The organism is Arenimonas aestuarii, assembly GCF_054781715.1.
The window spans coordinates 1,238,299-1,264,284 of the sequence record NZ_BAAGTW010000004.1; the positions used below are offsets into that span (position 1 = coordinate 1,238,299).

Consider the following 25,986-nt stretch of genomic DNA (forward strand, 5'->3'; position numbering starts at 1 on the left):
AGGGTAGTGTCCATGTCGCACGCTCGGCGCCGGTTTCCCGGGGCCACCTTTTCTGCCGGTTAACGGTGCAAAGGTAGGGCCGGGAGGCCGCCAAGTCAATGAATCCGGGCCCGGGACCGGGGCCGGCGGGCTAGACTCGGGGCAGTCCCAGGGAGAGCCCCGCATGGCCCAGAGCGTGCATGAATTCCACGACGACCCCCGCAATGCCGATATCCGGATATGGATAAACGGCTGCCTGCTGCCCCGGGCCGAGGCCACGGTATCGGTCTTCGACAGCGGCTTCGTGCTGGGTGACGGGGTCTGGGAAGGCCTGCGGGTTGTCGGCGGCCAGCCGGTGTTCCTGGACGAGCACCTGGACCGCCTGTTCGAAGGCGCCCGGGCCATTGCCCTGGACATTGGCCTGGACCGCCGGGGCCTGGAAGCCGCCATCCGCGAGACCCTGGCCGCGAACGACATGCACGACGGCGTGCACCTGCGCCTGATGGTCACCCGCGGCCCCAAGCGCACGCCCTACCAGGACCCGCGCGCCTCGGCCGGCCCGGCGACCATCGTCATCATCCCCGAGCACAAGCAGGCCAAGCCTGAGCTGGTGGCCCGCGGCCTGAGCCTGTTCACCGTGCACGTACGCCGCGGTTACCCGGACGTGCAGGACCCGCGCTGGAACAGCCACAGCAAGCTCAACTGCATCACCGCCTGCATCCAGGCCACCCAGGCCGGCGCCGACGAGGCGCTGATGCTCGACCCGCACGGCTTCGTCGCGACCTGCAATTCCACCCATTTCTTCATCGTGCGCCGCGGCGAGGTCTGGACCTCCACCGGCGACTACTGCCTGCACGGCGTCACCCGCGCCAACGTGCTGCGCGCCTGCGCCGAAGAGGGCATCACGGCGCGCGAGAAGAACTTCACCCTCACCGACGTCTATTCCGCCGAAGAGGCCTTCTGCACCGGGACCTTCGCCGGCCTGGTGGCGGTGCGCGAGGTGGATGGCCGGGTCATCGGCGACGGCAAACCTGGGCCCATGGTGGCCAGGCTGCAGGCGCTTTACCGGGGGCTGGTGGAACGCGACGTGGCGGTTCGCGCCGGGGAGAAGCTGGCTTGAATGCGCTGCGCATCGGCATGTGGTCGGGCCCGCGCAATATCTCCACGGCCATGATGCGGGCCTGGGAGAACCGGCCCGACTGCGCGGTCAGCGACGAGCCGCTGTACGCGGCCTACCTGGCGGAAACCGGGTTCGACCATCCGGGCCGGGACGAGGTGATCGCCGCCGGCGACACCGACTGGCGGCGCGTGGCCGACGCCCTGCTCGGCCCCGTGCCCGGCGACAAGCCGGTCTGGTACCAGAAACACATGGCCCACCACCTGCTGCCCGGCATGGACCACGACTGGATCCACGGGCTGAGCAATGTGTTCCTGATCCGGGACCCCGACGAGGTGGTGTCGTCCTACCTGCGTTCGCGCGCCTCGGTGGAGCCGGCCGACATCGGCCTGCTGCAACAGGCGGCGCTGTTCGACGAACTCGCCTCGGCCAGCGGCACGGCGCCGACGGTGGTCGATTCGGGTGATTTCCTGGCCGATCCCGAGACCTTCCTGCGCGCGCTTTGCGATCTGTTCGGCCTGGAGTTCACGGCGCGCATGCTGAACTGGCCAGCGGGCCCGCGTGACAGCGATGGCGTATGGGCACCGCACTGGTACGGGACGGTGTGGAAGTCCACGGGCTTCGAGCCGCCGTCGGCACGGCCGGCGCCGGTGCTGGACGACGCGGCACGCGCCGTCGCCGATGCCTGCCGGCCGGCCTACCAGAAATTGCGCGAAGCGCGGTTGCGGCCCTGACCGCGGGCTTGGCTTGCCCGGGGCCGGAAATGCGAAAGCCGCCCGGAGGCGGCTTTGGTTCCTTGTAATTCCATCCCGGAGAAGGATGGTGGGCGGTACAGGTTTCGAACCTGTGACCCCTACCATGTCAAGGTAGGGCTACAGCGTTCACCAGCGTCCATTGGCGACCTAAACCATTGTTTCCAAGTACGCAGAAGTCCTTGCTGACACCGGCGGATTTCCATACTCTTTCCATACTCTCCGTTTTCGAGTGGAAAGAAGACCCCCATGAGCCGCACTTCGAAGCCCAGACCAGCACGGATTGATCTCCGCACGGTTGACCGGCGCGAACGCCTCAGGCCGCGCGCGAGTCGCGAGCCCTACTGGCAGCCGCTGGCAACCGGTCAGTACCTGGGCTTCCGCCCATCGGCTGCGAACGGCCTCGGAACCTGGCTCGCACGGTTCTACGACCTGGACACGGGACGGAAGCCCAACAAGACGCTTGGCGACTTTGGAAATCTGCCGCCCGCACGGCGCTTCGATGCTGCCAAACGTGAGGCCGAGGAGTGGTTCCGACACCTGGCGCGTGGTGGCTCTGAGGACGAGCTAACCGTTCGGGAGGCCTGCGAGCGCTACGCCAAGACCCATCCAGATGCTGCAAAGAGGTTCCCTCGCTACGTATACAACGACCCGATCGCGAGCGTGAAGCTAAGGCGCCTACGGGAACAACACGTCCGGGATTGGCGAAATAGGCTCGAGGAGCTTCCCGCCAAGGTGACCCGGACAAAGAAGGGCGCACCGGTAACGCGCAAGCGCGCGGCCGCCACGGTAAACCGTGACATGGTCGCACTCCGGGCCGCGCTGAATGCTGCACTCGCCCGGGGGGAGGTCGAAACCGCCCTTGCCTGGCGCAAAGCACTACAACCCACCTCAGGGGCTGACGGTCGGCGAGACCAGTACCTCGACAAGGAACAGCGGCAAGCCCTCTTATCCAAGTTGGGCCCGGATATTCACGCCTTCTGCCGCGGGCTCTGCCTGCTTCCAGTGCGTCCCGGTGCACTCGCTAGCCTAACCACCGGGGACTTTGACGCGAGAACCCACACGCTTCTGGTCAGACTGGACAAAGCAAACAGCCAGCGCCGGATCCTCCTGCCACTGGAGACCGCAAACATCTTGGCCGAGCAGTCCAAGGGAAAACTCCCGCGAGCTCCTCTCTTTGCTCGCGCAGATGGCAAAGCCTGGGACAAGGATTCATGGAAGCGCCCCATTAAGGATGCAGCCTTGGCGGCCAACCTGCCTGCTTCAGTAACCGCCTACACCTTGAGGCACTCGACGATCACTGACCTTGTCGTCGGCGGACTTGATCTTCTGACCGTCGCTCAGATCAGTGGAACCAGCGTTCGAATGATCGAAAAGCACTACGGTCATCTCCGGGGAGATCGAGCAGCCGCTGCCTTGGCCAGCCTAGCTTTCTGAGTAAGTGAAACTCCTGCCTGTGTAGGCGTGGGTCGACGTTGACCATTGCGCCTGAAAGCGCTGATCAGCGATTCTGCTGTTAACTAAACCAAGCGACTTGGGCTGCTGCCGACAGCCATGGAGAGCGGCCGGCATCCGCTTCCGACCAAAAGCGGGAATCCACCGAAGTGATCTCCTCACAACCCGTTGGACACAGATATACGCCGGGTTGTTAGCCGGATACAGCAACCCTAATGTCGAGCCCGGTGGACAGCCCGCCACATGTCGTGTTGTTGAAAAGCCCTTCAACCAGATCCTGTGATCCTGTGATCCGGCTGATAAGTGGATTGTGCCGCCTGTAGTGATCCTGGATGCCATCACAAAAAGCTACCGCAGTTGCGCTCGCCACTGAACAGTCGTCTCGAAAAGCTGTTAACTCATGGCTGAACCCTGCGCGGGATCCACCCTTCCTCGTAAGGGTGCCGGCTTCAAGCTGGCGCAGTCAGCTTTCTACACCACTTCGATGTGCCAGCCCTTCGAAGAAAGCACAGTTCGCAAACTTGACGGAACTCGCTCTTCGTTAGCCGCTAGGCACAACAACGCCGTCGGGCGGGACATCGCAACGTAGAGATTCCGCAATTGGGCCTGCTGTGTCTTCGGAAGCTTGTCCAAGTTCTTCGATGCAATCCCAGCGATGTACTCGAGCCCCAGCGCGACGTCAAACTTCCGGCTGCTGCCACCGTAGGATTCCAATATCAAGGATGCGGAGTGCGTCTCGCCCTTCATTCCGGCTGTCGTACCCAGACCAAACTCGAGACTCCGTCCCGCGTGGGAGACCTGGCACTTGGTTGACGCGGTCGAGTTCGTCGTTCCTTGCGGTCCAGTCTCATTAAATACGCTCAGAGCTGAGAACTCATGAAACTCGAGCTCATCCGGGAGGTATGACTTAAGCGCTCCATACACAATCTGGATGGCCGAATCGCGCTGGCCCTGGATACAGAACTGCTCGCCAGAAATCACCAAGTGACGGGTGAGGACATCGATCGGCCCTGATTCTCCGAACGATCTTGCGGCCCGAGGCAGCGCACGCGCATCACGAATGCCGTCTACCATAGGCGCACCTGCCGCGCGCAGCACCAGCAGCAGCGCCCTCCGGACATCGGAAACACGCGCGCTCAACGAAGCGTCCGCCAGGGTCCTCTTTGCATCTCCGACGAGCCCCCAAAAGTTTACAGAACGCATGCTGGCGATTCGCTGGCCATCACTATAGGCGGGCCAATAGTCGCCAAGGTGGCGCCCAGGAGCGACCTTGCCTTCTCCCGACTTGCGAGTGCACATCGCTTTCACCTCGCGAGCCGAGGTTTCTTCCTCGGTCAGGCGATCGATAACTAGGCGGCCATAGTGCGACACGACCTTGGCTACATCTTCCGTAGAGTACAAGAGTAGGATCGGCGCGTGGGTGCCAGCCCCCTCCCCAACAACTTCATTACCGCTCAGACGCACGCTACCCACCGCATTTGCGATAGCCGGACCAAACCGCTTGCTGGTGCTTATGCATCCGTAACCGTCTCGCGGGAATGTGAGGAGTTCAGCGTTCTCCTCGTCTGAGAGAATCTTCTGGTCTACATCCCCAAATCTTTGCATCACCGACTTTCCATCGAATAGGCGATTCAGGAAGGACTCCTGGTCCCACGACGTGTCTTGCATCTCATCGATGAACACCATCGGAAACCGCCGGTAAACTACATCAACTAGACGGGGGTACGTTCTGAGCGCACGATCAGCGTATGCAAACATGTCGCGATGCCGAAAGACGCCCCTGTCAGTCAGCATCTCTTTAAGTCTCACCAGCGACCTGTACGAAGCCGTATGCGCTCCCGGCAGCCTTCCGCTTTCAGCCTGCACTTGCAGATCCGCTGTCCGATAGAACAATGACGTGGCGATGCTGTCGCCATTATTCTGGTTCTCCAGATACACCCGCAGGCCAGTGAATACGCCCAATTGAAGAAGCGACTTGGCCCTATCGGCAAAGACGACGTCGTCGATGACATCTACATTCTGACCCAAGCTTCGCAGCATAGGCATAGCGAAGAATTGATTAACAAAGGCGTGGATGGTGCCAACGAAATGGGGATAGCTAAGTAGCTGCGCGCCTTCAGCAGTTCCCGCTAAGCGCTGTGCAATCTCGTCCCGCGCCACGTTAGTGTGGCTCAGAACACAGATTCCGCGTCGCGCATGTGGCCACTTCCGCGCCAGCAAGAGCAGCTTAGCCGCTAGCAGCGAGGTCTTCCCGCTACCCGGCACCGCATTAAAGTCACGCGAACCGTTCTCAAGCAGCGCGCTCCGACGCTCCGCATCGTCGAAGTTCAGGTCCTTGGCTAGGGTCGCTAGGTTAGCCAGGTCTGCCGGTCCTAGGCTCACCGCGCTCACGCTTCAACCTCCTGCGCTCCGCCCGTTAGCGCACTCGACGAGGCGGATGAACCTGGGGGCGCAATGCCTGCTCGACCAGGCGTCTGAATACCGGCAAAGGCGCGGACTTTTGTGGCAGCCACGGTTGATCTCGCCGACATATCTGACGGGAAGAACTCATGCGCCGGAAGCATCCAGCAACTCGAGGCTGACGCTGCTGCTCCAAGCACACTGAGCGCGGTACGCACTACTTTGCCCCGCCAGCCGTCGCTGCCGGCTTCGCGGCTGGAGCAATAGTCAAGTGAGAGAGTGCTGCCTGCAGGTAAGGAGGCAATGCGTTGAACAGCTCTTCGCCCGCTCCAAACTTCCCAGTGCATACTAGGTGGGAGGCGTACTGGGCCGCGATGGCCTTCGATGCTTGCTTCATTTGAAGTGGCTTATAGATGATGGCCGCTAAGGCTTCTGGGGTATGCCCCGCACCATGCAACGTGGCCCAACTTGATTCAGCTGCCGCCAGCGCCTCAGTCTCATCGGCTTCATCGAGACGCTCCTCTCGCGAATGCGCCTTGACTGCCAAAGAAATCGCCAGGTGCATGAGCTTCGCGCAGCCATGCAGGGCCAAGTCAAACTCAAGCGTCCAGCGGTCAGAAACGCACACGATTGTCTTCCCGCCTTCAGCTCGATCCTTCTTCCGCTGCACCACCTGAGCCACTTCAGACAAGGAGTAGTCAGAATCGAATCGCTTCCCGTTGGCAGGCTTGGCGACGTATGTCTTCGCGACATCGGGAACGATGTCCCGGTCCGTCAGGCAAACCACTGGGATCGGGATTTCCAGACCGCCCCCCTCTCGCTGGAGGATGCGAGCATAGTGATACAGGCCCGTGTGGCCGACGTTGACCATCGACACACCATGTTTTGAGAACGACCGTCCGCACATCTCAGCGATAGCGGGGACCAAGATGGCTTCGGCAGGCCCTTCCACCATCATGACGCCTCGGGCAAAGAATAGGTTCGCCTTGGTCGCGTCTATGAACCGGCGAAGGAACGAGTAGTCGGTTCGCTTGAGCTTTGTATTGCCCATGGCCAACGGGAAGGTATGAGCCCTATGCACTAGTGTCATGTCTTCGATGTGAGCAGTCGAGACCAGTGACGGGCTATGGGTCGTCATGATGACCTGTACTCGCTTCTTCGCGAGTTCCCCGTTCGAGTGTTCCTTCAGTAGCTCCATCACTCGCTCTTGCAGCTGAGGATGCAGATGAGCCTCAGGCTCTTCGACAATTAGCAGAGCGAGCTCTTCTCCGTCCCTAAGTAGAACCAACTCGGTAGCCATAAACAACGCGTTATTGTATCCAAGGCCCCGCGCGCAACGCTCACCTGGATTGATATGCGCGCCGGGTAGCAAGGTCAATTCGAATTTTTGAAGGATTGGCGTAAGCGAAAGGTCAGGGGCGATACGGATTCGCGACTGAAGCTGCTCACCGGAGAACGCGAACTGACCGAGGAAGTTCTCATTGATGTCCTTCTCTACCCCCTTGATAACCTCATGCTCACCTAGGTGGTGCTGTGCGAACGCCATCAGGCCTACCAAGCGCTCAGGAACGTCTTTAGGCGATCCCTTGTCAAAGTCGTTCACCTCCTGACCGACAATGTCCTTATGGGCGCCGAGAATCTGCGAAAGCCGGGATTGACGACCTGGTCGCAACTCCGCTTCGGCGTCACGCAGTGGCCTCAGGTAGGTCGCACGCACGAGCTCTCTGACCGCGTAGCCCGCCTCCGGTCCGGCACCGGAAGTGCCGGTTCGAACTACCGTTTCGACACGCGCTCTCTTTGTCGGTTGCGGCGCGTGGTAGCGCGCCTCGAGATGGAGGATGAGCGAGCAGGATCCGTCCTCCCCAATGGTAAGCCATTCGAGAACCGACGCCTCTTGGTCTGGGCTTAATCCACACAGCGTTGCTTCGATGCTGAGTGATTGCGCTCGGCTTTTCCCGTGAATGTGAAAGTCCTGCTCGGACAGTCTTACAGGTTCATAGCTTGTCGTCAGCAGGACCTGACGAATGGCATCGACGATGCCGGTCTTGCCCGCATCGTTCTCGCCAACAAGAATGTTGAGCCCTGGGTTCAGCTCCCAGTTGAGTTCAGGCGCAGTAGTACCGTCGCCGAACGCGCGAAAGTTGCGCGCACGAATTTGCTTCAAGTACATCCCCCTACTCCTCTTGTTCGACGGTATCACCTGCGCAATGCTGCTGACCCCTCTGCCTTCGACTCTAATTCGCAGGGTAGGTCGTTGACGCCCTTGGGATGCCTTTGTTCCTGCATGCGCCACCGAACCAACGCCCCCAAACGGGATGATCGAACCAGAATCTCACCCTGTCCCTCCATGCGCGTCAATCAGGCTCGGAACCTCGCCGGGGCTAAAAGCGACACCACAACACCAGACCCCGAATCCGCCTTTCTGGTTAACACCCCTCACCCAAACCTCGAGCGCCGATCGCTTGGCCTTGTTCTGGTCGCTGTCCTCTCCCTTGATCTCAAGGACCAGGGTCTTGCCATTGGCTAAACGAACAAGGAAGTCGGGCACATAGCGCCTCTTGGAGCCGCTCCACATGTAGTAAATATTGAATCCGAGGTGGTCATTCTTCGCGTATGAGCGCACCAACGGGCTCGCTTCTAGAACGTTGGCCGCATGGGCCTCCCACGCGCTATCGGTAACGACATGACTTATCTGGGACTTTAGCGACGGCAGGCAGGGCTTGGTGGTGTACCAAGTTCGCATGTTTCGCGTCGATCCAATGGGGAACTCTTCGTCGAATACTGGCTCGAAGCGTTCCTGATTCTGCGACAACAGGTAGCGCAGGAGATGCTGAACGACCAGATCCATGTTCAACGAGATCAAGATTCGCTTCTTCAGCGGATCCTTATGGAACAGCGAAGGCACCTCGAGCCTGTCGGATGAAAGGAACTGCTCGATTAGGCGAATCAGTTGATAGGCCAGAAACTCCGGCGTCCCTGTGAACTGATGTTGCATTTGAGTAAACGCTTTGCGGGCTGCTTGGAACGTCAACCGCTGAAGGCGAAACTCATCCGGGAGACTCTCCAGGTCGATCTTGCGGATCTGGTCCCAGGCATTTGCCCCACCCAAGGCAGGCGCCATTTCGGCGGCGATCGGTGTCTTTGTATGATCGAGCGCTAGTGTGTCCATCTTGGCCCAATCAAGAGTCAGGGTGGGCCGCACGATCACATCAACTCGGAGAACGTTTGGCCACCGAATCTCCAAGGAATTTCGCTCCACGAGCGATTCAATCTGGATGCTGGCTTTCGGCGGAGGAGGCGCCTCACCTTCCCCGCTGAGGTCCTGAAAAACGGACAGGGGCACGCCAAACACGTTGACGAATTCTGGGCGAAAGAGGTTTCGCGTCACCCCGTCAGGGCAAAGGACAGCCTCGGTGTCGTATCCCACGCGACGCAGGCCTCGGCCAATCACCTGCTCACAAAGCAACTGACTAGTGAAGGCGCGCAGACCCATGATGTGGGTTACGTTCTTGGCATCCCAGCCCTCGGACAGCATAGCCACAGAAATGACGTTCTGCAGCCCCTGACCTGCGGTGCCGCGCTTGCCGACGTTGTCCACGATTGCTCTTAGCAGTTCCTCCTTACTCAATTGAAGCAGCGCCTGCTTCTTGTCATGCGGAAGCGAGACCGCCTCGACAATTGACTTTAGTCGAATCTCGTAGTCCTCAGCGCCATCAAGGTACTCACGTCGAGCATCAGAAAGTGGCGCGTGCGACAAGAGCCAGTCGCCAAGTTCCGCCTCCGCTAACTGCTCGACCGCCGCCATTTCCTTTGAAGGAAGACTGCATAGCGCTACCAAGTATTTCAGCTTGTCAATGGACTTCTTTCTACTCTTGAACGTTTTCTTTTGCTGCTCCGTCTTGCATAAGGCGTCAACAATCGCGGCCAGTTTCACTTTTGCCAAAGAGTCCAAGCTGGCTCTCTCGCCCATTTCTGCTTTATCTAGAACCTTGGAATCCACGCGCAAGGTTCGATTGGCATCGCGCAACTCCGGCCAGTGCACTTCGCCAGATGTAAAGTAATTCTCAATTCGGGCGGCAGTCTCGGTACGGTTGCAGACTGTAAGCATCACCGGCGGGGTGTCATGCCCCTCTCGCGCCCAGGCTTCGGCCGTGGCGCGCCAGTCGGCGCCAAGCAGAGTGTAGGCCTGCTTCACCAGCGCCGGCAGTGGCTCGTGAGGCTGAGCGCCTCGTCGATTTAGGTCCTCATGGACACTTTCATCCCGGTAGAGGTGGTAGAGCTTCGGCTTGAGGGTGCCCGTGTCCGGAACAACACCGTCTCGTACCACCACCCGGGGCGTCTTCACAAGACCGGCCTCAATGGCGTCATTCAACCCGAAATCGGAGATGATCCAATCGAATAGGCCGGTTTCCGAGTTCGACCGTCCGGTCGGGGCAAAGGGAGTCGCAGAGAGATCGAAGCAGCGCTGGATTCGCAGCTCCTTGTGGATTCGGTCAAGCCCTTCGATCCAGCGTGTTGCCTCTTCCTGGTCGAGCCCCATCTCTTCGGCCCGACGCTTAACGTCTCGGCTGCGTTTGTCATCAGGTGACTGTCGGTAGGCGTGATGAGCCTCGTCGTTAATCACGACGATGTCCTTGTATACCGCCAGCTTCCCAAGAACACGCCTCACGAACGCCTTGTCACTCTCGGCCCCCTTCTTTACAACGGAGCGCTCCTGCTCCTTCAAGGGCATCAAGGAATGCCAGTTCTCCACCAAGACCTCAGCCTTGTTGAGCTTGCTCCGCATCGACTCATTGGGACAAAGACTGAAGGCGTCGTAGTAATTCTCCTCGTGTCCCGGATAGAGCACCTGAAGCCGCTCCCTGACCGTAAGACCCGGGGCTACGATGAAAATTACGCGCGAGAACTCCTTGTTCCGCTTTGGGTAGGCCAAAGCATTGAGTACCTGCCAGGTGATCAGCATCGCCATCACCGTGGTCTTGCCGCTGCCTGTAGCCATCTTGTTGCAAAGGCGTTCCCACGGACTACCGTCGCCGGGAATCGCGATACCCTGCTTGAAGTCAGCCGGAGCCTCGACCCACCAGATCAGGGTCTCGATGGCCTCGAGTTGGCAGAAGTAAAACTGACACTGGCGCGAGGACGGCTCGTTCCAGTGCTCCAGGAGGCTTCGCGTTACGGTGGTGACCCCGGGGTAGCTGGCGCTCCGCCAGGTATCAACGCGCTCGCGGATGCGCTCCACGAGACCAAGCTTTTCAGTTCGGCGCGTATTGTTTCGGGTGTCGAAGATCTCGTAGCCGGCCGGACGTCGACCGTTGACGAGCTTCAGCGAACCCTGATTGTCCAGCCAATGCCATCGAGGGCGCTCGAACGGCGAATTGACAATGAGAGATTTGGGCGTCGGCATGCGCTGTTAGCCCAAAAGAATGACTTTGAGTGACTCAAGACCGCGGTCATCTACGATCTTGACCGCGATCTTGCGGTGATCACCAGGCTCAAATGGCAAGCTGACGGTTCCGTGCAGTTTGTCCAGCTTGGATTCGTCGAGCTCGGCCTTGATGTCGCGCTTGAGCTTGTTCCAGCCGTCCTTGGCGCCGGCCATCGGGAAGAATACCTGGCACGGGAACAGGCAGCGCTCGTCGTAGTCAGTGTCCAGAGACCAGGCGGCGATGTTCTTCTTGCCCCCGGACTTCAGTTCACCCTTGGTGATGTCGAAGTAGTCGAAGCCGTTGACCTCGACCACGTAGAGACCGTCCTTGCGCTGGTGAACGTCCACGTCGGGCTGGCCCATCAGCCAGAAGCTCTGGTTGCTGCTGCGATTCTTCTTCAGGTCCTCGGTTAGGAGGTCAGTGTTCATCTGCGCCTTCAAAGCAGTAAGGCCCTTGGTCGCATCGATGTCCTTGGCCGCTTCCGGATCGAAGGTGAAGGCGCAGAAGACGATCATCTTCGGGCGCGGGAACAGATCACCGGCCTCGCGCATGGCCAGTTCCACCTGGCGCTGCTCCAGGGCAGCGTACTCGGGGCCGAAGCTGACCACCACGCGTTCGCCGCTTTCGGCCAGATAGCCGGTGCAGTGCAGGTGCGGCATGTCCGGCAACGGCTCCAACTCGGCGAAGCGGAGAATCTGCCCACCCTTGCCGCGGATGCCGGTCTTCAGCAGTTCATCGCGCCAGCCGTGCTGGCGCTGGGATTCGCCGCTGCGGGCTATTGCGGAGTCGGCTTCCTGAGCGGGCTGGGTTTCGTCCAGCGACAGCACCGTGGGGAACGGCACGGCCTCCACGGTGAACGGGCCTGTTATGCGCAGCTTGTCTCTGCTGACCGTGGGCCGGTCGTAGAGGGTCTCCTGATCGGCATGGGCGGCGATGGAGTCGTCCATCCTCTTCTGCATTGCTCGGCGGGCGATATGGAACGCGTCGAAGGCTGCGTGGGCGCCGGCGTTCCAGTCGGCCGGGTAGTCGAACGGGACTTCCCATTCCTGCAGCGCCGCGCCCTTCGCGAAGTCCAGGGTTTCACCCTTGCGCCCGCCTTCACTGACTTTGAACGGCGTGCCGGCGGATTTCAGTGCGGAATTGAGCTTGGCGAGTTCCTGCTCGATGGCGGGATGCATCTTGTCCCAGATCTCGTCGATTTCCGGGTTGTTGGCGATGGATTTAAGGGTGACATGCGGGACGGTCCTGTAGATGAAGCCGCCGCGCAGGCCTTCGTGCGGATACTTGAGTTCGTAGTAGTCGTAGCTCGCCGTCATCAGTCGCTGCTTGGCCAGCGTTACCGCAACGCGCGAGGTGTCGCATGTGATCCAGCGGCGACCCCATTTCTCTGCAACGAAAGCGGTGGTGCCGGAGCCGCAGGTCGGGTCTAGAACCAGGTCGCCGGGGTCAGTGGTCATAAGCATGCAGCGTTCGACGATCTTGGGATTCGTCTGAACAACGTAGACTTTTTGATCGGTGAACGATCCGGTAATCGTGTCAGTCCAGATATTGTGACGCGTGGAGACATTGAAATCGCTGGGTAGGCTTTTGAATCTGAGGCTGTTTGCCGCTTGAAACAATCGTCCAGCTTGACCGGCCCGACGAATGCCAGAGGCAGTTGTCTTCCAATGACTTTCTTCTGCAGGCCTGTACTCCTTACCATTGAAGTCGATTGATACAGGTGTGCTCGAAGGTCCTGGCGACACAAGCGAAACAGAAGCGAATCTTCTTGCTTCACCGTCCTCAGCCCGGACCTGCATGTCCCTGTATTTGTAGGCACTCTCGATGTCAGACTCGCTGCGGTCCGAGAATAGATGCTTGTACTTCACGATACCCCGATTCTTCGCGTACCAAAGAACTGTGTCGAAAATCGGCGGAAGTAGGTTACTCGTCGCATACGGAGCTTTCTGGTACACGATTTGGGCGCAGAAGTTGTCGATCCCGAAGATCTCGTCCAAGAGATTCCTCGTGAGGTGAACGTTCTCGTCAGATATCTGCACAAACACGCTGCCTGACTTGTGCAGCAGCTCCTTCGCTACCAGCAGCCGATCGCGCAAGTAGGTCAGATAAGAGTGGATGCCCAGCTCCCAGGTATCCCGGAATGCCTTGATCATCTCTGGCTCTTGGGTCAGGTCCTCGTCCTTGCGATCCTTGACGTCGCGCTTGTTGACGAAGGGCTGGAAGTTACTTCCGTACTTGATGCCGTAGGGCGGGTCGATGTAGATCATCTGCACCTGGCCGGCCATACCCTCCTTCTGCAGTAGGCTGTTCATTACCAGCAGCGAGTCGCCGGACACGAGGCGGTTGGACCAGCCGCGGTCGTGCTTGTAGAAGTCCACGGCCTCGCGCAGTGGCAGCGGCTCCTCGAACCAGGCACGAAACATGTCTGCGGTACCGTGATTTTCGCCCTTACCTTGCTTCATCCTCTTTTGGATGACGCCCAGGATCGTGGAGGGGTCCATTCGCTCGTGCACGTGCAGACTGACCGTGTCGACCTCGAAGCTAGTGCGCTCCGCCTTGCCGGCCCAATTTAGATACGGCCCCGCCTGGCGCTTAAGCTGCTCAAGGGCGGCGCGCATGGTTGATTCGTCGCCACTGGCTAAGGCGTCATCAATCAGGCGTTCGATCTGAGCTCGGCCGACATCAAACTGCAATGCCGGGTCTATGTGTGGGTCATAGGCCCACTTGGTCTTGGGTTGGTCGGGGTCGTTGTCCGGCGTGACGACACCCACATCAGGATTGTTTCTGCGCTTTTCGCTGTGCCTGTAGGCGACGACCTTTGCGCTGTCTTCCACCCGGCGGGCTTTTACTTCAGTTTTGGCCCGGCGGGCCTGGGCCACGGTTATGCCGGCCTGTCGGGGCTTGCGTTTATCGGCCCCTTCGGGGATCGCTGGGGCTGAGAGGTGCAGCGTGCCTGCATCTTCCACTACCCGTCGCACCGAGCCCCCACGGCCCTGGCCCTTCACCAGCTTCCCGGAGCCAATCAGGGCGTCTCGGACCTCAAAATAGGTCTCCTCTGACACTTCCGCCTCAAGGCTCTCCTCGACCTGCCCCCTCAGGGACTTATTGCCGACGGACGATCCGTCCTTCGGCAATAGTTTCAGTATCGCGCCTCGGATTTCGGCTGCGCTCGCCTTGGCCATATCGGTAGATCCCCTGAGTCAGGCTTGAAGAATACGATGGCAGCCCAGCTTGATGACATATGGCATCGCGCATGGTCGCCCTATGCTTTACCGAACGTCACAAGCGTTGACGTTTGGACACGGCTGGTGGGAATTTTTCTCGCGCCCGCGCCCCACAAGACACCTGGTTCCGACCCTCCGCCCGGGTAACACTACCCCGGCTTGAGAGGTAGCTGGACGAGCCGCCTGCTCCTGCGCACAACCCCCCCCCATCGAACCTCTGGGGCGCCCTGAGTCTCCGATGGGGCTTGACGACCTCCCCAGCGCTTGGTACTTATCTGCTACCGCAGGAAGCTTGCGGTCGTAGCCTGAACGTCATCCAGCCCTGGGGAGATCCCTGGGGGCGCCTGCCGCCCGACTCGTAAATCCGAGCATCCGAGGGGTGGACCAGACGCGCAACGAGCTGCCCGTGGCGCACGGGACATCGGGCTCTCCTAATCAGAGGCCCAACTATGAACAGGTTCGCTCAGCGCTATCCCGGCGCAGCCCACTGTTGTCTTCCCGAGGATGACGACGCGCTCGTCGATTCTTCATTCGCCCAACAGTTTCTTCGCATCTCCCGCAACACCCTCGCCCGCCTGACCCAGTCCGGCAAGCTGCCTGTCGTAAGGCTCGGCAGGGCATGCCGCTATCGGGCTGGCGACGTCCGCCGTCTTGCGACCCCTGGGGTTGCGCAGTGAGCCGCCCTCTGACGCCCCGCCCGTTTGGCGGGCTGGTCGAGCAGTGCGCGGCCAGGAACATCGGGCGCTCCACGGCCTTTGAGCTCGCGCGTCGCGGCCTCGTCGAGACCTTCAAGATCGGTCGACGGACATACTGCTATCTCGACTCGTTGGACACCCTCGGCGAGCGCCTGAGTGCCAGGTCGAATGACCAGAGTGGCCTCGCATGATCACCACCGACATCGGCCCTGAGGTGGCCGCGAGATCCCTCGCTCGGACCGTGGTCTCCCTTGAGTCCTTCGGTTTGAAGGTCGTCCGCGCGAGCGTGGACCAGCGGACCTGCTACCAGTTCGTAGGAAGCTTCTCAATCTGCCCGGACTACCTCCACTGCGCGCACTATGCCGTCCTCATTGGAGTACTCACCAACACGCTTGAAACACCGGAACTGGGATGCCTGGAGGATGACATCTATGGCCACAGCGTTGACCTGGTGGGATGCAAGGTCTACAGCCCGGACGAATGTGTCCGTCGGATCGTTGGCCGAATTAGTTCTTCGATGCGTCAGGAGGTCAACCTGATTGCGAGCCGCCTCATGGGCGGACACGTGCTCGAGCGGCATGCATTGTTTAGCGGCGTTAGATTTGAACCCAGGGATCTCATTTTCGCGATTGAGACCGAAGCCATGACGAGGCCGGATTGATATGCAGCCCCATCTGGCATCCGCTCAGAGCTTTCTTGCTGCCCTCGACCCATCCGCGGTCGGCTTCAACCTCAGGGCTTTTCCTGATCGGCCCGGCGACGAATCCCCCAGAAAGTTTCCGAACTTGCACGCGTCCCGGATTGAAGGGGTGATGAAGATCGCAGCGGCCGGGTCGCTCGGCCTTTTCGTCGTTATCAACGACGGAGGGCAAAAGGACGCGGAGATCACCCGCATCAGGGCCGTATTCATTGATCTCGACCTCAAGGACTTCAAAGGGTCGCAGGAGGACTGTGATCGGGCGCTTCGTCTCGCCCACGAGGGCCGCCCCGACTTGGACATTCCGATTCCCGAAGGCTGGCCCCATGCAAGCGCCATCGTATCCAGCGGTGGCGGCGGGTATCACGTCTATTGGTTCGTCGATGACTGCCCGGTGGGTCATTTTCCGTTGATCCAGAGGGCGCTTGCTGCCCGGTTCGGTGGGGATACGAGCTGTTCGAACGCCTCTCGGGTTATGCGCCTGCCTGGGTCAGTCCACCAGAAGCAACTGCCCGCCGCCGTCAAGCTGCGGCAGCTGCGCCCGGAGCGGAGGTATGCAACTCGGGATCTGCTCAGCCGGCTCGCGATTGATCTTGACGCGGAATTTGAACCTACCGCGCAAAAGGCCACCGTCACCAGCGAGTCCAATGACCCCGTCCTGACCTGGTTAATCGAACATCCCGAGCACCTCAAGGCTGGGGGCCGCAGGGGCGCGGACAGGCCCGTGGACGTTACGTGTCCGAACTCGAGCTCGCACTCACTGCCCGACAGCCCGACATCCACCGTCTACATGCGCCACGGGTTGAATGGCGGTACTCGCGCATTCCACTGCTCTCATAGTCACTGCACTGGGGTCCAGCTCGGCGATTTTCTTGAGCACATTGGCTACCAGCGCAATTGTCCGGAATTCCACAGCGACGACGGACTTGCCTGCCGCTTCGCGGATTGGCTCGACGGGCGCGCGATTTTCGCGAGAGGCGCGTGGCACGTCTGGACCGGCTCGCACTGGCGGCAGGATGAGGGGGCCGTAAAGTCCCTTCTCAAGGAATTTGCCGCAGAACTCAGCCGGGAGACCGTCAACGAATTCGGTGTCGCTGCCGGTGCCGGTGACGCAGAGGCTAAGCGGAGGCTCCGCACGGCCTCCGCGATCCTTAACGAACAAAAGCAGACCCAGGTTCTCAAGGCGGCCGGCACTATCCTCCGGGTGCACTCCGGGGAGCTCGACTGCTATACGGACAGCCTGATCACCCCCAACGGAACGGTGGATCTTAGGACCGGAATCCTCACGCCTCCGGACCCCGCGCTTTACTCGACGCACTGCGCGGGAGTCGAGTTCGACCCGTCAGCTCTCGCCCCTCGCTGGAACGCCTTTCTTGGCCAAGTATTCGGGTCGGATCCGCAGCTCATTGACTACGTCCAGCGCCTCGCCGGCTATTTCCTCACTGGGAGCATGCAAGAGGAAGTGATGGTCGTTGGCTTTGGGCACGGCGCAAACGGAAAGAGTGTGTTCGCCGAGATCCTTCGGTTTATTCTCGGGGACTACGTATGCACGGCTGACCCGAGCCTCCTGACAGGGCAGCGGGTAGGCGGCGGGCCGAGCCCGGAGGCTGCACAGCTGGCAGGTAAGCGTCTTTGCCTGCTGAATGAGGCCAGGGTAGGCGATCGGCTGGACGACGGGGCAGTGAAGAAGCTCGTCTCCACGGAGAAGATGTCCGCAAGGAAGCTCTACCAGGAGCCCTTCGATTTCTATCCGTCCGCCAAGTTGTTTCTCCGGACTAACCATCGGCCGGCGATCCGCGACAATTCGGAGGGAATGTGGCGGCGGCTGCACTTGCTGCCCTTCGAAGCGCATTTTCCGCCGGAAAAGCGTGATCCGAGGCTGCGAGAGATCTTGGAATCGGAGGCCACCGGCATTCTGGCGTGGGCTGTTAGGGGATCGGTGGCTTGGTATGGGGGCGGCTTGCGCCCTCCAGCATTAGTCCTCGAAGCCACTCGCACCTATCGAGCCGATTCAGATGCCCTGGGAGAGTGGCTGGCAGAGCGCACCGAAGGAGGCGGGTTCACCTCGACCCATGATCTTCGGAATGACTACGCCATCTTTGCCGGAATCCGCACCCCGCCTTCGGTTGCCGCCTTCGCCGGCTGGCTGAAGGAGCGCCGCTTCGATTCCGCGCGGGGGCCCAGGGGCATTCGCGGATTCAAGGTCACTTTGAAGCAGGGCGACGACCTGGCCTGAGCACTGCTCTGACAGCCCATGGCGGAATGACGGTGATTCTGGAGACTTCCTTAGGAAATGGTCCTCTGTTGGAACTTATGGAATTAACCCGTCATCCCGTCATACACCCGGCGCAGCCCGCTCTGCGCTCCACTGTCGAGGGTGACAGTGTGCCGTCACCAAGCCGCCACCCCTGTCATTTTCGAGGACGGTAGCGATGCAACCCATCTTCTGGACAGACGAGGCCGCCGCGAAATCCAGAGCCATGAGGCGATGCCGCGCTTTGTGGCGGGGACTTGCCCCGCACCGACAGTGGGCGCTGGAGTGCCTCGTGTATCGCCTCCAGGGCTTTTCAGTGGTCCCAGAAGAGGTAGAGGGACACATTCGTGCGGTGCTGGATACGACCAGACCGTGGCGAATGAGCGATTCCCAGCTTTGCCGGGCCCTGCTGCAGTCCCTGGGAAAGAAAAAATAGAGGGTGGGCCGAACAAGCCAGGACTCCGGGGGTGGAGTACCGGGTACGGGGGGTATTTCGCGTGCGCGGCAGCGGCGCCGGCCTGGAGGGCGAGAGAGCCGATGGGTCGTCTAGGGGGTCGGAGTGCGCCCGCGGAGGGCTAAGACTGCACGCGTCACTTGCTGATGCGCCGGGCTTTTGAGAGGCCCATTTTCCATACTGTTTCCATGCGTTCCAATCAATGCCAGCCTAAGTCGCTGATTTGATTGGTGGGCGGTACAGGTTTCGAACCTGTGACCCCTACCATGTCAAGGTAGTGCTCTACCGCTGAGCTAACCGCCCACAAGGGCCGCGAAGTATAACAAGCGACCCCTGCGGCGGCAATGGCGAAATGCCGGCAGCCGTGGATCAGTCGGCCAGTCCGTGGCGGCGGGCGCATTCGCGCTGGCGCTGCGCGGAGGCCTGGCGGTCGCTGCGGCCTGACAGGCCGTGGCTCCATTCGCAGGCCTTGGCCTGCACGCGGTCGAGAAGACGCGGTCCCGAAGAAGCCTGGCCCCACTCGGATCCCGGGGCGGCCAGCCCGGTGGCGCCGTAGCTGGCCCCGGTCAGCAGTCCCAGTGAAAGCACGAACACCCCGGCCAGCAGGCCGCGAATCCCCAAGGTGGACATCGGCTGTCTCCGGACGGGTCCCCACCCGTCCATGAGCCTGTTCTACCCCCCTGCCAGAAGTAATGCAAGTTGGCCGCTCAGGCCATCAGGCCCTGCTCCCGCAGGCGGTGGATTTCATCGCGGACGCGGGCAGCCTCCTCGAACTCGAGGTCGCGGGCGTGCTGGTGCATCTTCGCCTCGAGCTGCTTGAGCCTGGCCGCCAGGCGAGCCGGGTCGAGGGCGGCGTAATCGGTCTCGCCCTCGGCCACCTTGTGGCCCCGCCCGCGGCCGTCCTCGGGCTCGCTGCGGGCACCCTCCATCACGTCCATCACGGCGCGCACGATCGACGTCGGGGTGATGCCGTGCGCCTCGTTGTATTCAACCTGCTTCTGGCGGCGGCGGTCGGTTTCGTCGATCGCCGCTTTCATGGAATTGGTCATGCGGTCGGCGTAGAGGATGGCCTTGCCGCGCAGGTTGCGGGCGGCGCGGCCGATGGTCTGGATCAGCGAACCCGTGGAGCGCAGGAAGCCCTCCTTGTCGGCATCCAGGATCGCCACCAGCGACACCTCGGGCATGTCCAGGCCTTCGCGCAGCAGGTTGATGCCCACCAGCACGTCGAAGACACCCAGGCGCAGGTCGCGGATGATCTCGACGCGCTCGACCGTGTCCACGTCGCTGTGCAGGTAGCGCACCTTCACGTCGTGCTCGGCCAGGTAGTCGGTGAGGTTCTCGGCCATCTTCTTGGTCAGCGTGGTGATCAGCACGCGGTCGCCCAGCTTCACCCGGACATGGATCTCGGACAGCACGTCGTCCACCTGGGTGGCGACCGGACGCACCTCGACTTCCGGGTCGATCAGCCCCGTTGGGCGCACCACCAGTTCGACCACCTGGTCGCCTGACTTCTCGATCTCGTACTTGCCGGGCGTGGCCGAAACGAAGATGGCGCGCGGTGAGCGGCGCTCCCATTCCTCGAACTTCAGCGGCCGGTTGTCCAGGGCCGAGGGCAGGCGGAATCCGAACTCGACCAGGGTTTCCTTGCGCGAGCGGTCGCCCTTGTACATGGCGCCAAGCTGCGGGATGGTCACGTGCGATTCGTCCACCACCAGCAGCGCGTCCGGCGGCAGGTAGTCGAACAGGCAGGGTGGCGGTTCGCCGGGCATCTGGCCGGTCAGGTGCCGGCTGTAGTTCTCGATGCCGGAACAAAAGCCCACCTCGGCCATCATCTCGAGGTCGTACATGGTGCGCTGCTGCAGGCGCTGGGCTTCGACCAGCTTGTTGGCCTTGTACAGCTGGTCCATGCGCTCGGTGAATTCGACCTTGATCGTCTCGATGGCATCGAGCACGGTGCGCCGCGTGGTGACGTAGTGCGACTTGGGGTACAGGGTGAAGCGCTGCAGCCTGCGGCTGATGTGGCCAGTGAGCGGGTCAAACAGGGCCAGGTTCTCGATCTCGCCGTCGAACAGCTCGATGCGCAGGGCCTCGATCTCCGATTCCGCCGGGTGCACGTCGATCACTTCGCCGCGCACGCGGAAGGCGCCGCGCACCAGTTCGGTGTCGTTGCGCTTGTACTGCATCTCGGTGAGGCGGCGGATCAGCTCGCGCTGGTCGATCCGGTCGCCCTTCACCAGGTGCAGCACCATCCGGAAGTATTCGTTCGGATCGCCCAGGCCGTAGATGGCCGAGACGCTGGCCACCACGATCGCGTCACGGCGCTCGAGCAGGGCCTTGGTCGCCGACAGGCGCATCTGCTCGATGTGCTCGTTGATGTTGCTGTCCTTCTCGATGAAGGTGTCGGTGGACGGGATATACGCCTCGGGCTGGTAGTAGTCGTAGTAGCTGACGAAGTACTCCACCGCGTTGTGCGGGAAGAAACTCTTGAACTCGCCGTACAGCTGGGCGGCCAGGGTCTTGTTGGGCGCCAGCACCAGCGTCGGCTTCTGCACCGCCTCCACGACGTTGGCGATGGTGTAGGTCTTGCCCGAACCGGTGACGCCGAGCAGGGTCTGGTGGGCCAGACCGGCCTCGAAGCCGGCGACCAGGCGCTCGATCGCCTGCGGCTGTTCGCCGGCGGGCTGGTAGGGCGCGACTAGCTCGAAACGTTCGGACACGGGGCACGTCCTCGCGGGGGCAAACAGGCAGTATAGCCACCCGCCGACAACTGGCCGGGATGCCTGCGCAGGCATCCTGGGGGGCAAGGCTGACTGCCGCGCCGATGCCGCCTGCGCACACTGGCCGCGTAATGAGGCGGAGCGGCGGCGATGGCCAGGCAGGACGGGGGATTTTCGCTGGTGGAACTGGTGGCGGTGGTGGCCGTGTTCGCCGTCGTGCTCGCCGTGGCCGCGCCCGGCTTCTCGCGGCTGCGGGAGCGGCATGCGGCACTGGAAGCCTTCCATTCGCTGTCGGTGGCGCTGGCGGGCGCGCGAATGGCCGCCATCCAGCGCGGACGCCCCGTCAGCATCTGCCCCAGCGCCGACGGCCAGCGTTGCCGGCTGGACCTGGTCTGGGACGAAGGCTGGCTGGTTTACCTCGACGCCCGGCGACGGCCACAGCCTGAGCGCGCCGCGGATGTGCTGTGGCATGAACAGCGCGCGGCGGGCCCGCTGGCGATCCGCGGCAGCCCCGGGCGCCACCGGGTGCGCTACCAGCCCACGGGCCTGTCCGGTGGCAGCAATGCCAGCCTGCGCGTCTGCAGCCGGGACGGTCGTCACCTCGGCAGCGTCGTCATCAATCTGGCGGGCAGGGCGCGTCGCGAGTGGGTTTCCGGCCAGGAACCGGTGCCCTGCCCCTACCTGCCCTGAACCACGGGGCTTGACCGGGGGGGCGTGTCGTTTAAAATGCCCGTCCCCGCCCGAATAGCTCAGCCGGTTAGAGCACTTGACTGTTAATCAGGGGGTCGTTGGTTCGAGTCCAACTTCGGGCGCCAGTACATAAGGAAAGGGCCGCGTAATCGCGGCCCTTTCTTTTTGCCCGCCAGAAAGCGGGCGACCTTGGACTTACCAGCAACTGCTCACCGAGCCGCCGGATCCGGTGATGCTCCGGGTGCCGGCCTGGTTCACGCGCAAGGTTGCACATTTGGTGTCCGCGGATGCCTGGATCCCCTGCGGCACGGCTTGCACCGAGTAGGTGGTGGCAGTCGCCGCCCCGTTCAGGCTAAAGGTGTACAGGCCCGCCAGGTCATCACGGCAGGCCAGCGCCGGAATCGCATTCACGTTGGCATAGGTCAGTCGGGTCGTGTACTCGCGCTCCATGAACTGCCCTACCTCAAGCAGGCAGGCGGCGGCAGCCGCCCTGCGAGAATTGACGACGGAGTTCTGATAGCTCGCGTACGCAATGCTGGCGAGTACCGCGATGATGGCTATCACGATCATCAGTTCGATCAGGGTGAAACCCCGGTTGCCGCGACTGCTATTGAAAGTCTTCATGACTTATTCCTTGATGAGCTCACGCCAGGAGATTCGACCCTTCACCAAGGGGTTGTTGACCGCCACCGAGCCCGTGGTGCCCAGGGAGCCACCGGCGACGAGCAGGCTTTCAACCACGGTCGGGGACGTCGGCATCGCAATGCCCAGGTTGACCGAACCGACCGGCAGGGACTCATTGCCCGACCTCAGGCGGTCGTCATCGAAGGCGCCATCACCGTCAACGTCGAAGAACGGGTTCTGGACGCTGGTGCCGGTATAGGCATCGAGGGCATTGATGTAACCGGTACCGCCGGCGTCACAGGGATCGCTGCTCGGGATGATGCTTGCAGCCACCAGGACGTTGCCGAGCAGGAACGGGTCACCGACCATGCGCTCGGCCGGCGGGACGACGGTCAGGTCGACGAACCAGCCCTTCTTGTCGGCCGGGAGCGGAGCGTTGGCCTCGAACGCGCGCACCGGCTTGCCATCGATGACGCCGTTGGTGACGGCCATCGTGCGGGCCTGGAGGTCAGTGGCGCGGGCACCCACCGCCACATTGTCGTCCTTGACGCCGTAGAGCGACTGCACGCCGGTGCTGGTCAGGTCGCTGCTCTCAAGGTACTTGCCTGTTCCGAAGAACACCCAGGGCTTGAAGGTGGCCGGGTCCATGGACACCGACAGGCCGCCGGTGATGGGCTGGGGGTTGCCGCCCGCGTCGGTGGCCACGAAGAACGGGTCGCCTTCCGTATGCAGGCCCCAACCGCCGGTGCTGTTGTCGGACAGGTCGAACTTCCAGATATTGCCCTTCAGGTCGCCGGCGTAGACATAGTCGATCAGGCCGTCGCCATCGAGGTCCCAGCCGCGCGGCGAAGACAGGCCATTGTCGGAATCAGCCTTGGCGACGATATGGCGAAGCAGGGCGCCGGTCTCGAGGTTGAAGACGAAGAGTGCCGGGTCGCCGGTGCTGCTGTTGATACCGTTCGCAACGATCGCGACCGGGGTCTTGACCTTGTTGTTGCCGGTACCCAGCAGGACGTTGGCGATAAGCGGCCGGCCCAGTGAGTTGCCCATGTGGTCGCTGGCGGTGTTGGCATTGCCACCGTTGGTGCCCAGGTACTGGCCGGTGACGTTGCTGGCCGCGAAGGTATTGGGGTTGGTCACGTCAAGGAAGTAGACGCCCTTGCCGCCTCGACCGAGGCTGCCGACCAGGTAATTTTTGCCCGGGGTTTCGCCGTGGTTGGAGACCATGACCGGGCCATCAACAAAGTAGTCGTGGGCGTAATCCGGATCAGCCAGGGTCTTGAGCTTGTCCAGGCTGGCGGTGCTGGTCGCATTGGGGATGAAGGCGAACAGCTCGGTGCCCATGTTGGCTCCGGTCGCGCTGAACGCGTGCAGCATGCCGTCGTTGGCGCCGATGAAGATGGTGTTGGTTTCCTTCACGAACGCCGGCGAGGAATTGATGATGTCGCCCAGCAGGTGATTGCGGTTGCGCAGCGTGCCGCCATTGCGACGCTCGTTGGTGGTATCGCCCTTGATGTAGTTGGCGATGTTCACGCCCAGCGCGGCACTTTGCGTGAGCGTCGGGAACTGCGCACCCGCCGTGCCGGTCCAGGTGAAGACATTGCGGCTCGCGACGGTCGGAATGCCCTGCGAACCACGCCACTCCGGCGTCGACGCCACGCCCGCCGCGGAGATCGCGTAGGACGCCAGCTCACCCGTCCACTTTCCGGCCACGAAACTGGCCTGGAAAATCCGGGTTTCTTCCTTCAGCGCCACGCTGTTGGCTGCCACGTTGGAGCCCGACGCAGTGCGTTCGTTGATGGCGACCAGCACGCGCGACAGGCCATTGGCGAATTCGACCGGGTTGCTCGCGCTGAAGAAGCCGCCTCGACCGTTGACGCTGGCGTGCAGCAGGTCGTCAACCTTGGCGGATTCGCTGCCGGTCGGGTCCGGCCAGGTGATGTTTGCGCCGGAATCGATGGCGGCAAACGCGTCTTCCGGATCCACGGCACCGGTCACGCCCAGACCCACGCCGTAGGTGACCATGTGCTGCCAGAACGCCGGGTTGGCGCTGGTGGACGGGACCTTGTTGTCGATCGTCGAGCGCAGGTCGGTGCGCCAGTAGTACATCGCCACGTCGGCCAGCGTGTCCGAGTAGCTGTCCGTGAACGGCGACACCGGCGAATAGGTATAGCTGGGGCCGGCCGGCCGGGTGATTTCACTGCCCGAAGTGCCGTCGTTGTTGCCGTCGGCCGGGGAACTGGCCGAGGTGTCGTTATCGTCCGAGCTGGCACTCCAGTAGCCGTCGGTCATCAGGATGGCGTAACTCTGGCGGCAGGCCAGGTGCGCCGTGTTGTCCGAACCGCCTGGAACGGCGGCCCAGGGGCCGGAGTTGTCGCCGCGCTGGTAGTAGATACCGACGTCGTCCAGCGCGCGCCGCAGCGGCGTACCCGCCTGCGGGACGGCGCTTCCATAAAGATTACTGAAAAAGTTCGCGCGATCGGTGCCGATGAAGGGACGCACGCCAGAGACGACCGTCTCGGTCGACACGCCGTCAACGCTGTGATCAGCCTGGTTGATCGTGGCAAAACCGACCCGGGGCGCCGGCGAAGCTGCCGTCGAGGTCGTCGCCAGGGTTGAGAATGCGCGACCAACACCTGCGCGCGCGAGCAGCGTGCGCGACCGGTAGTACTGGTACCAGTTGGCGAAATTCTGGATTTCCTGGGCGTAGGTGCATATTCCCGCCAGGCAGTCGGTTCGCGCCGCCCGGCCATCGCCGGTGTAGGCCGCCTGCGTGGCGCGGATCTCGACCTTGGAATAGCTGGCCGCCAGCGTGGGATCGCCACTGCCGTCGTAGTTGAAATACGACGCGGGCCAGAACGTCCGGCTTGCGACCTCGCGCAGGCAGGCGACTCCCGCCGTGCAATACACCGAGCTGTAGTCCTGCCAGCGGTTGGTGTTGTAATTCCCGTTGTCGACGGTCAGGTCACGGCAGAAGTCGAGGCCCGTTCCGACGCGCTCGGGGTTGTGCAGTGCGCACGTTGGGTCGGCGTTGGCGCGCAGCGTAGTGCCATCGGCATTCGACCACGGCTGGTAGGTAATGGCCGGATTGTAATAGATGGTGTTGAACCTGGAGGACCGCACCTGCGCCCCGTAACCACTACCCGTCGCCACGTTGGCAACCAGATTGCCGTAATCACTGCCGCCATAGACGCCGTCGGCCCGCGGAAAGACATAGCCTATGCCCTGGCGGAAGCAGTCCGTGTCCACTTCTCCCGCACTGTTGATGCAGACGGTGGTGTCGAACACGAGCGACGACGGCATGATCTCACCGTGCATCGAGCCCGAATCGTCCAGGATGAACATGATGTTCGGCGGCACCGCCGTGCCCGACTGCAGGGGTACCCGCGGGACGTCGATGGCGGCCTGGACTGCCGAGGCCATCAGCGTGGCCAGGGCGGTCGTGGCCAGAGCCACGATATGTCGGGATTTGGGTTGCTGGCGCATGGCGGTACTCCGCTCG

15 protein-coding genes and 2 tRNA genes are annotated in these 25,986 nt (G+C 61.9%); 8 read left to right on the top strand and 9 right to left on the bottom strand.

Annotated elements, in window-relative coordinates; translation table 11 throughout:
* Positions 1–163: 163 nt before the first annotated feature.
* From ACYVJH_RS06870 to ACYVJH_RS06880, 3 genes are all read left to right on the top strand, one after another.
* Complete coding sequence (locus ACYVJH_RS06870; RefSeq protein WP_460453867.1) at positions 164–1,099, top strand: aminotransferase class IV; 936 nt, start codon at positions 164–166, stop codon at positions 1,097–1,099.
* Positions 1,096–1,830, top strand: a complete 735-nt coding sequence (locus ACYVJH_RS06875; protein WP_460453868.1) for a sulfotransferase-like domain-containing protein — start codon at positions 1,096–1,098, stop codon at positions 1,828–1,830. Before ACYVJH_RS06870 ends, ACYVJH_RS06875 begins: the two co-directional genes overlap by 4 nt.
* 267 nt (positions 1,831–2,097) lie before the next feature.
* Positions 2,098–3,285: a tyrosine-type recombinase/integrase gene (locus tag ACYVJH_RS06880; RefSeq protein WP_460453869.1), complete on the top strand. Its 1,188-nt coding sequence runs from the start codon at positions 2,098–2,100 to the stop codon at positions 3,283–3,285.
* A 489-nt stretch (positions 3,286–3,774) separates the two neighbouring features.
* On the opposite strand, the gene ACYVJH_RS06885 is transcribed toward ACYVJH_RS06880, so the two are convergent.
* From ACYVJH_RS06885 to ACYVJH_RS06900, 4 genes are all read right to left on the bottom strand, one after another.
* Positions 3,775–5,694 (bottom strand): UvrD-helicase domain-containing protein, encoded by a 1,920-nt coding sequence (locus tag ACYVJH_RS06885; protein ID WP_460453870.1) that lies wholly within the window; start codon positions 5,692–5,694, stop codon positions 3,775–3,777.
* Between the two features lie 226 nt (positions 5,695–5,920).
* The gene (locus ACYVJH_RS06890) at positions 5,921–7,873 is read right to left on the bottom strand and encodes an ATP-dependent nuclease (RefSeq protein ID WP_460453871.1); all 1,953 of its coding nucleotides are present in this window, start codon (positions 7,871–7,873) and stop codon (positions 5,921–5,923) included.
* Positions 7,874–8,035: 162 nt separating this feature from the next.
* Positions 8,036–11,107, bottom strand: a complete 3,072-nt coding sequence (locus tag ACYVJH_RS06895) for a DEAD/DEAH box helicase family protein (RefSeq protein ID WP_460453872.1) — start codon at positions 11,105–11,107, stop codon at positions 8,036–8,038.
* 6 nt (positions 11,108–11,113) lie between these two features.
* On the bottom strand, positions 11,114–14,311 hold the full coding sequence (locus ACYVJH_RS06900) for a site-specific DNA-methyltransferase (RefSeq protein WP_460453873.1): 3,198 nt from the start codon (positions 14,309–14,311) through the stop codon (positions 11,114–11,116).
* A gap of 491 nt (positions 14,312–14,802) precedes the next feature.
* On the opposite strand from ACYVJH_RS06900, the gene ACYVJH_RS06905 reads away from it, so the two are divergent.
* The 3 genes from ACYVJH_RS06905 (at position 14,803) to ACYVJH_RS06915 (ending at position 17,981) form a co-directional block, all read left to right on the top strand.
* Entirely contained in the window at positions 14,803–15,030 is a 228-nt protein-coding gene (locus ACYVJH_RS06905) for a helix-turn-helix domain-containing protein (protein ID WP_460453874.1), read from the top strand.
* 205 nt (positions 15,031–15,235) lie between these two features.
* Complete coding sequence (locus ACYVJH_RS06910) at positions 15,236–15,709, top strand: hypothetical protein (RefSeq protein ID WP_460453875.1); 474 nt, start codon at positions 15,236–15,238, stop codon at positions 15,707–15,709.
* A gap of 1 nt (position 15,710) precedes the next feature.
* Positions 15,711–17,981 carry a phage/plasmid primase, P4 family gene (locus tag ACYVJH_RS06915; RefSeq protein ID WP_460453876.1) on the top strand — a complete coding sequence of 757 codons (2,271 nt, stop codon included), beginning with the start codon at positions 15,711–15,713 and terminating at the stop codon, positions 17,979–17,981.
* 700 nt (positions 17,982–18,681) lie between these two features.
* Here ACYVJH_RS06915 and ACYVJH_RS06920 read toward each other — a convergent pair.
* The 3 genes from ACYVJH_RS06920 to uvrB form a co-directional block, all read right to left on the bottom strand.
* A tRNA-Val gene (locus ACYVJH_RS06920) sits at positions 18,682–18,756 on the bottom strand.
* 66 nt (positions 18,757–18,822) lie between these two features.
* On the bottom strand, positions 18,823–19,083 hold the full coding sequence (locus ACYVJH_RS06925) for a hypothetical protein (protein WP_460453877.1): 261 nt from the start codon (positions 19,081–19,083) through the stop codon (positions 18,823–18,825).
* A 77-nt stretch (positions 19,084–19,160) separates the two neighbouring features.
* Positions 19,161–21,170, bottom strand: coding sequence for an excinuclease ABC subunit UvrB (gene uvrB, locus ACYVJH_RS06930; RefSeq protein ID WP_460453878.1), 2,010 nt, complete (start codon positions 21,168–21,170; stop codon positions 19,161–19,163).
* Positions 21,171–21,320: 150 nt separating this feature from the next.
* On the opposite strand from uvrB, the gene ACYVJH_RS06935 reads away from it, so the two are divergent.
* Positions 21,321–21,860 carry a GspH/FimT family protein gene (locus ACYVJH_RS06935; RefSeq protein WP_460453879.1) on the top strand — a complete coding sequence of 180 codons (540 nt, stop codon included), beginning with the start codon at positions 21,321–21,323 and terminating at the stop codon, positions 21,858–21,860.
* Between the two features lie 48 nt (positions 21,861–21,908).
* Positions 21,909–21,985 (top strand) — tRNA-Asn (locus ACYVJH_RS06940).
* Between the two features lie 70 nt (positions 21,986–22,055).
* Here ACYVJH_RS06940 and ACYVJH_RS06945 read toward each other — a convergent pair.
* Together ACYVJH_RS06945 and ACYVJH_RS06950 are read right to left on the bottom strand one after the other, a co-directional pair.
* Positions 22,056–22,484: a type IV pilin protein gene (locus ACYVJH_RS06945; protein WP_460453880.1), complete on the bottom strand. Its 429-nt coding sequence runs from the start codon at positions 22,482–22,484 to the stop codon at positions 22,056–22,058.
* A gap of 3 nt (positions 22,485–22,487) precedes the next feature.
* Complete coding sequence (locus tag ACYVJH_RS06950; protein WP_460453881.1) at positions 22,488–25,970, bottom strand: pilus assembly protein; 3,483 nt, start codon at positions 25,968–25,970, stop codon at positions 22,488–22,490.
* Positions 25,971–25,986 lie beyond the last annotated feature (16 nt).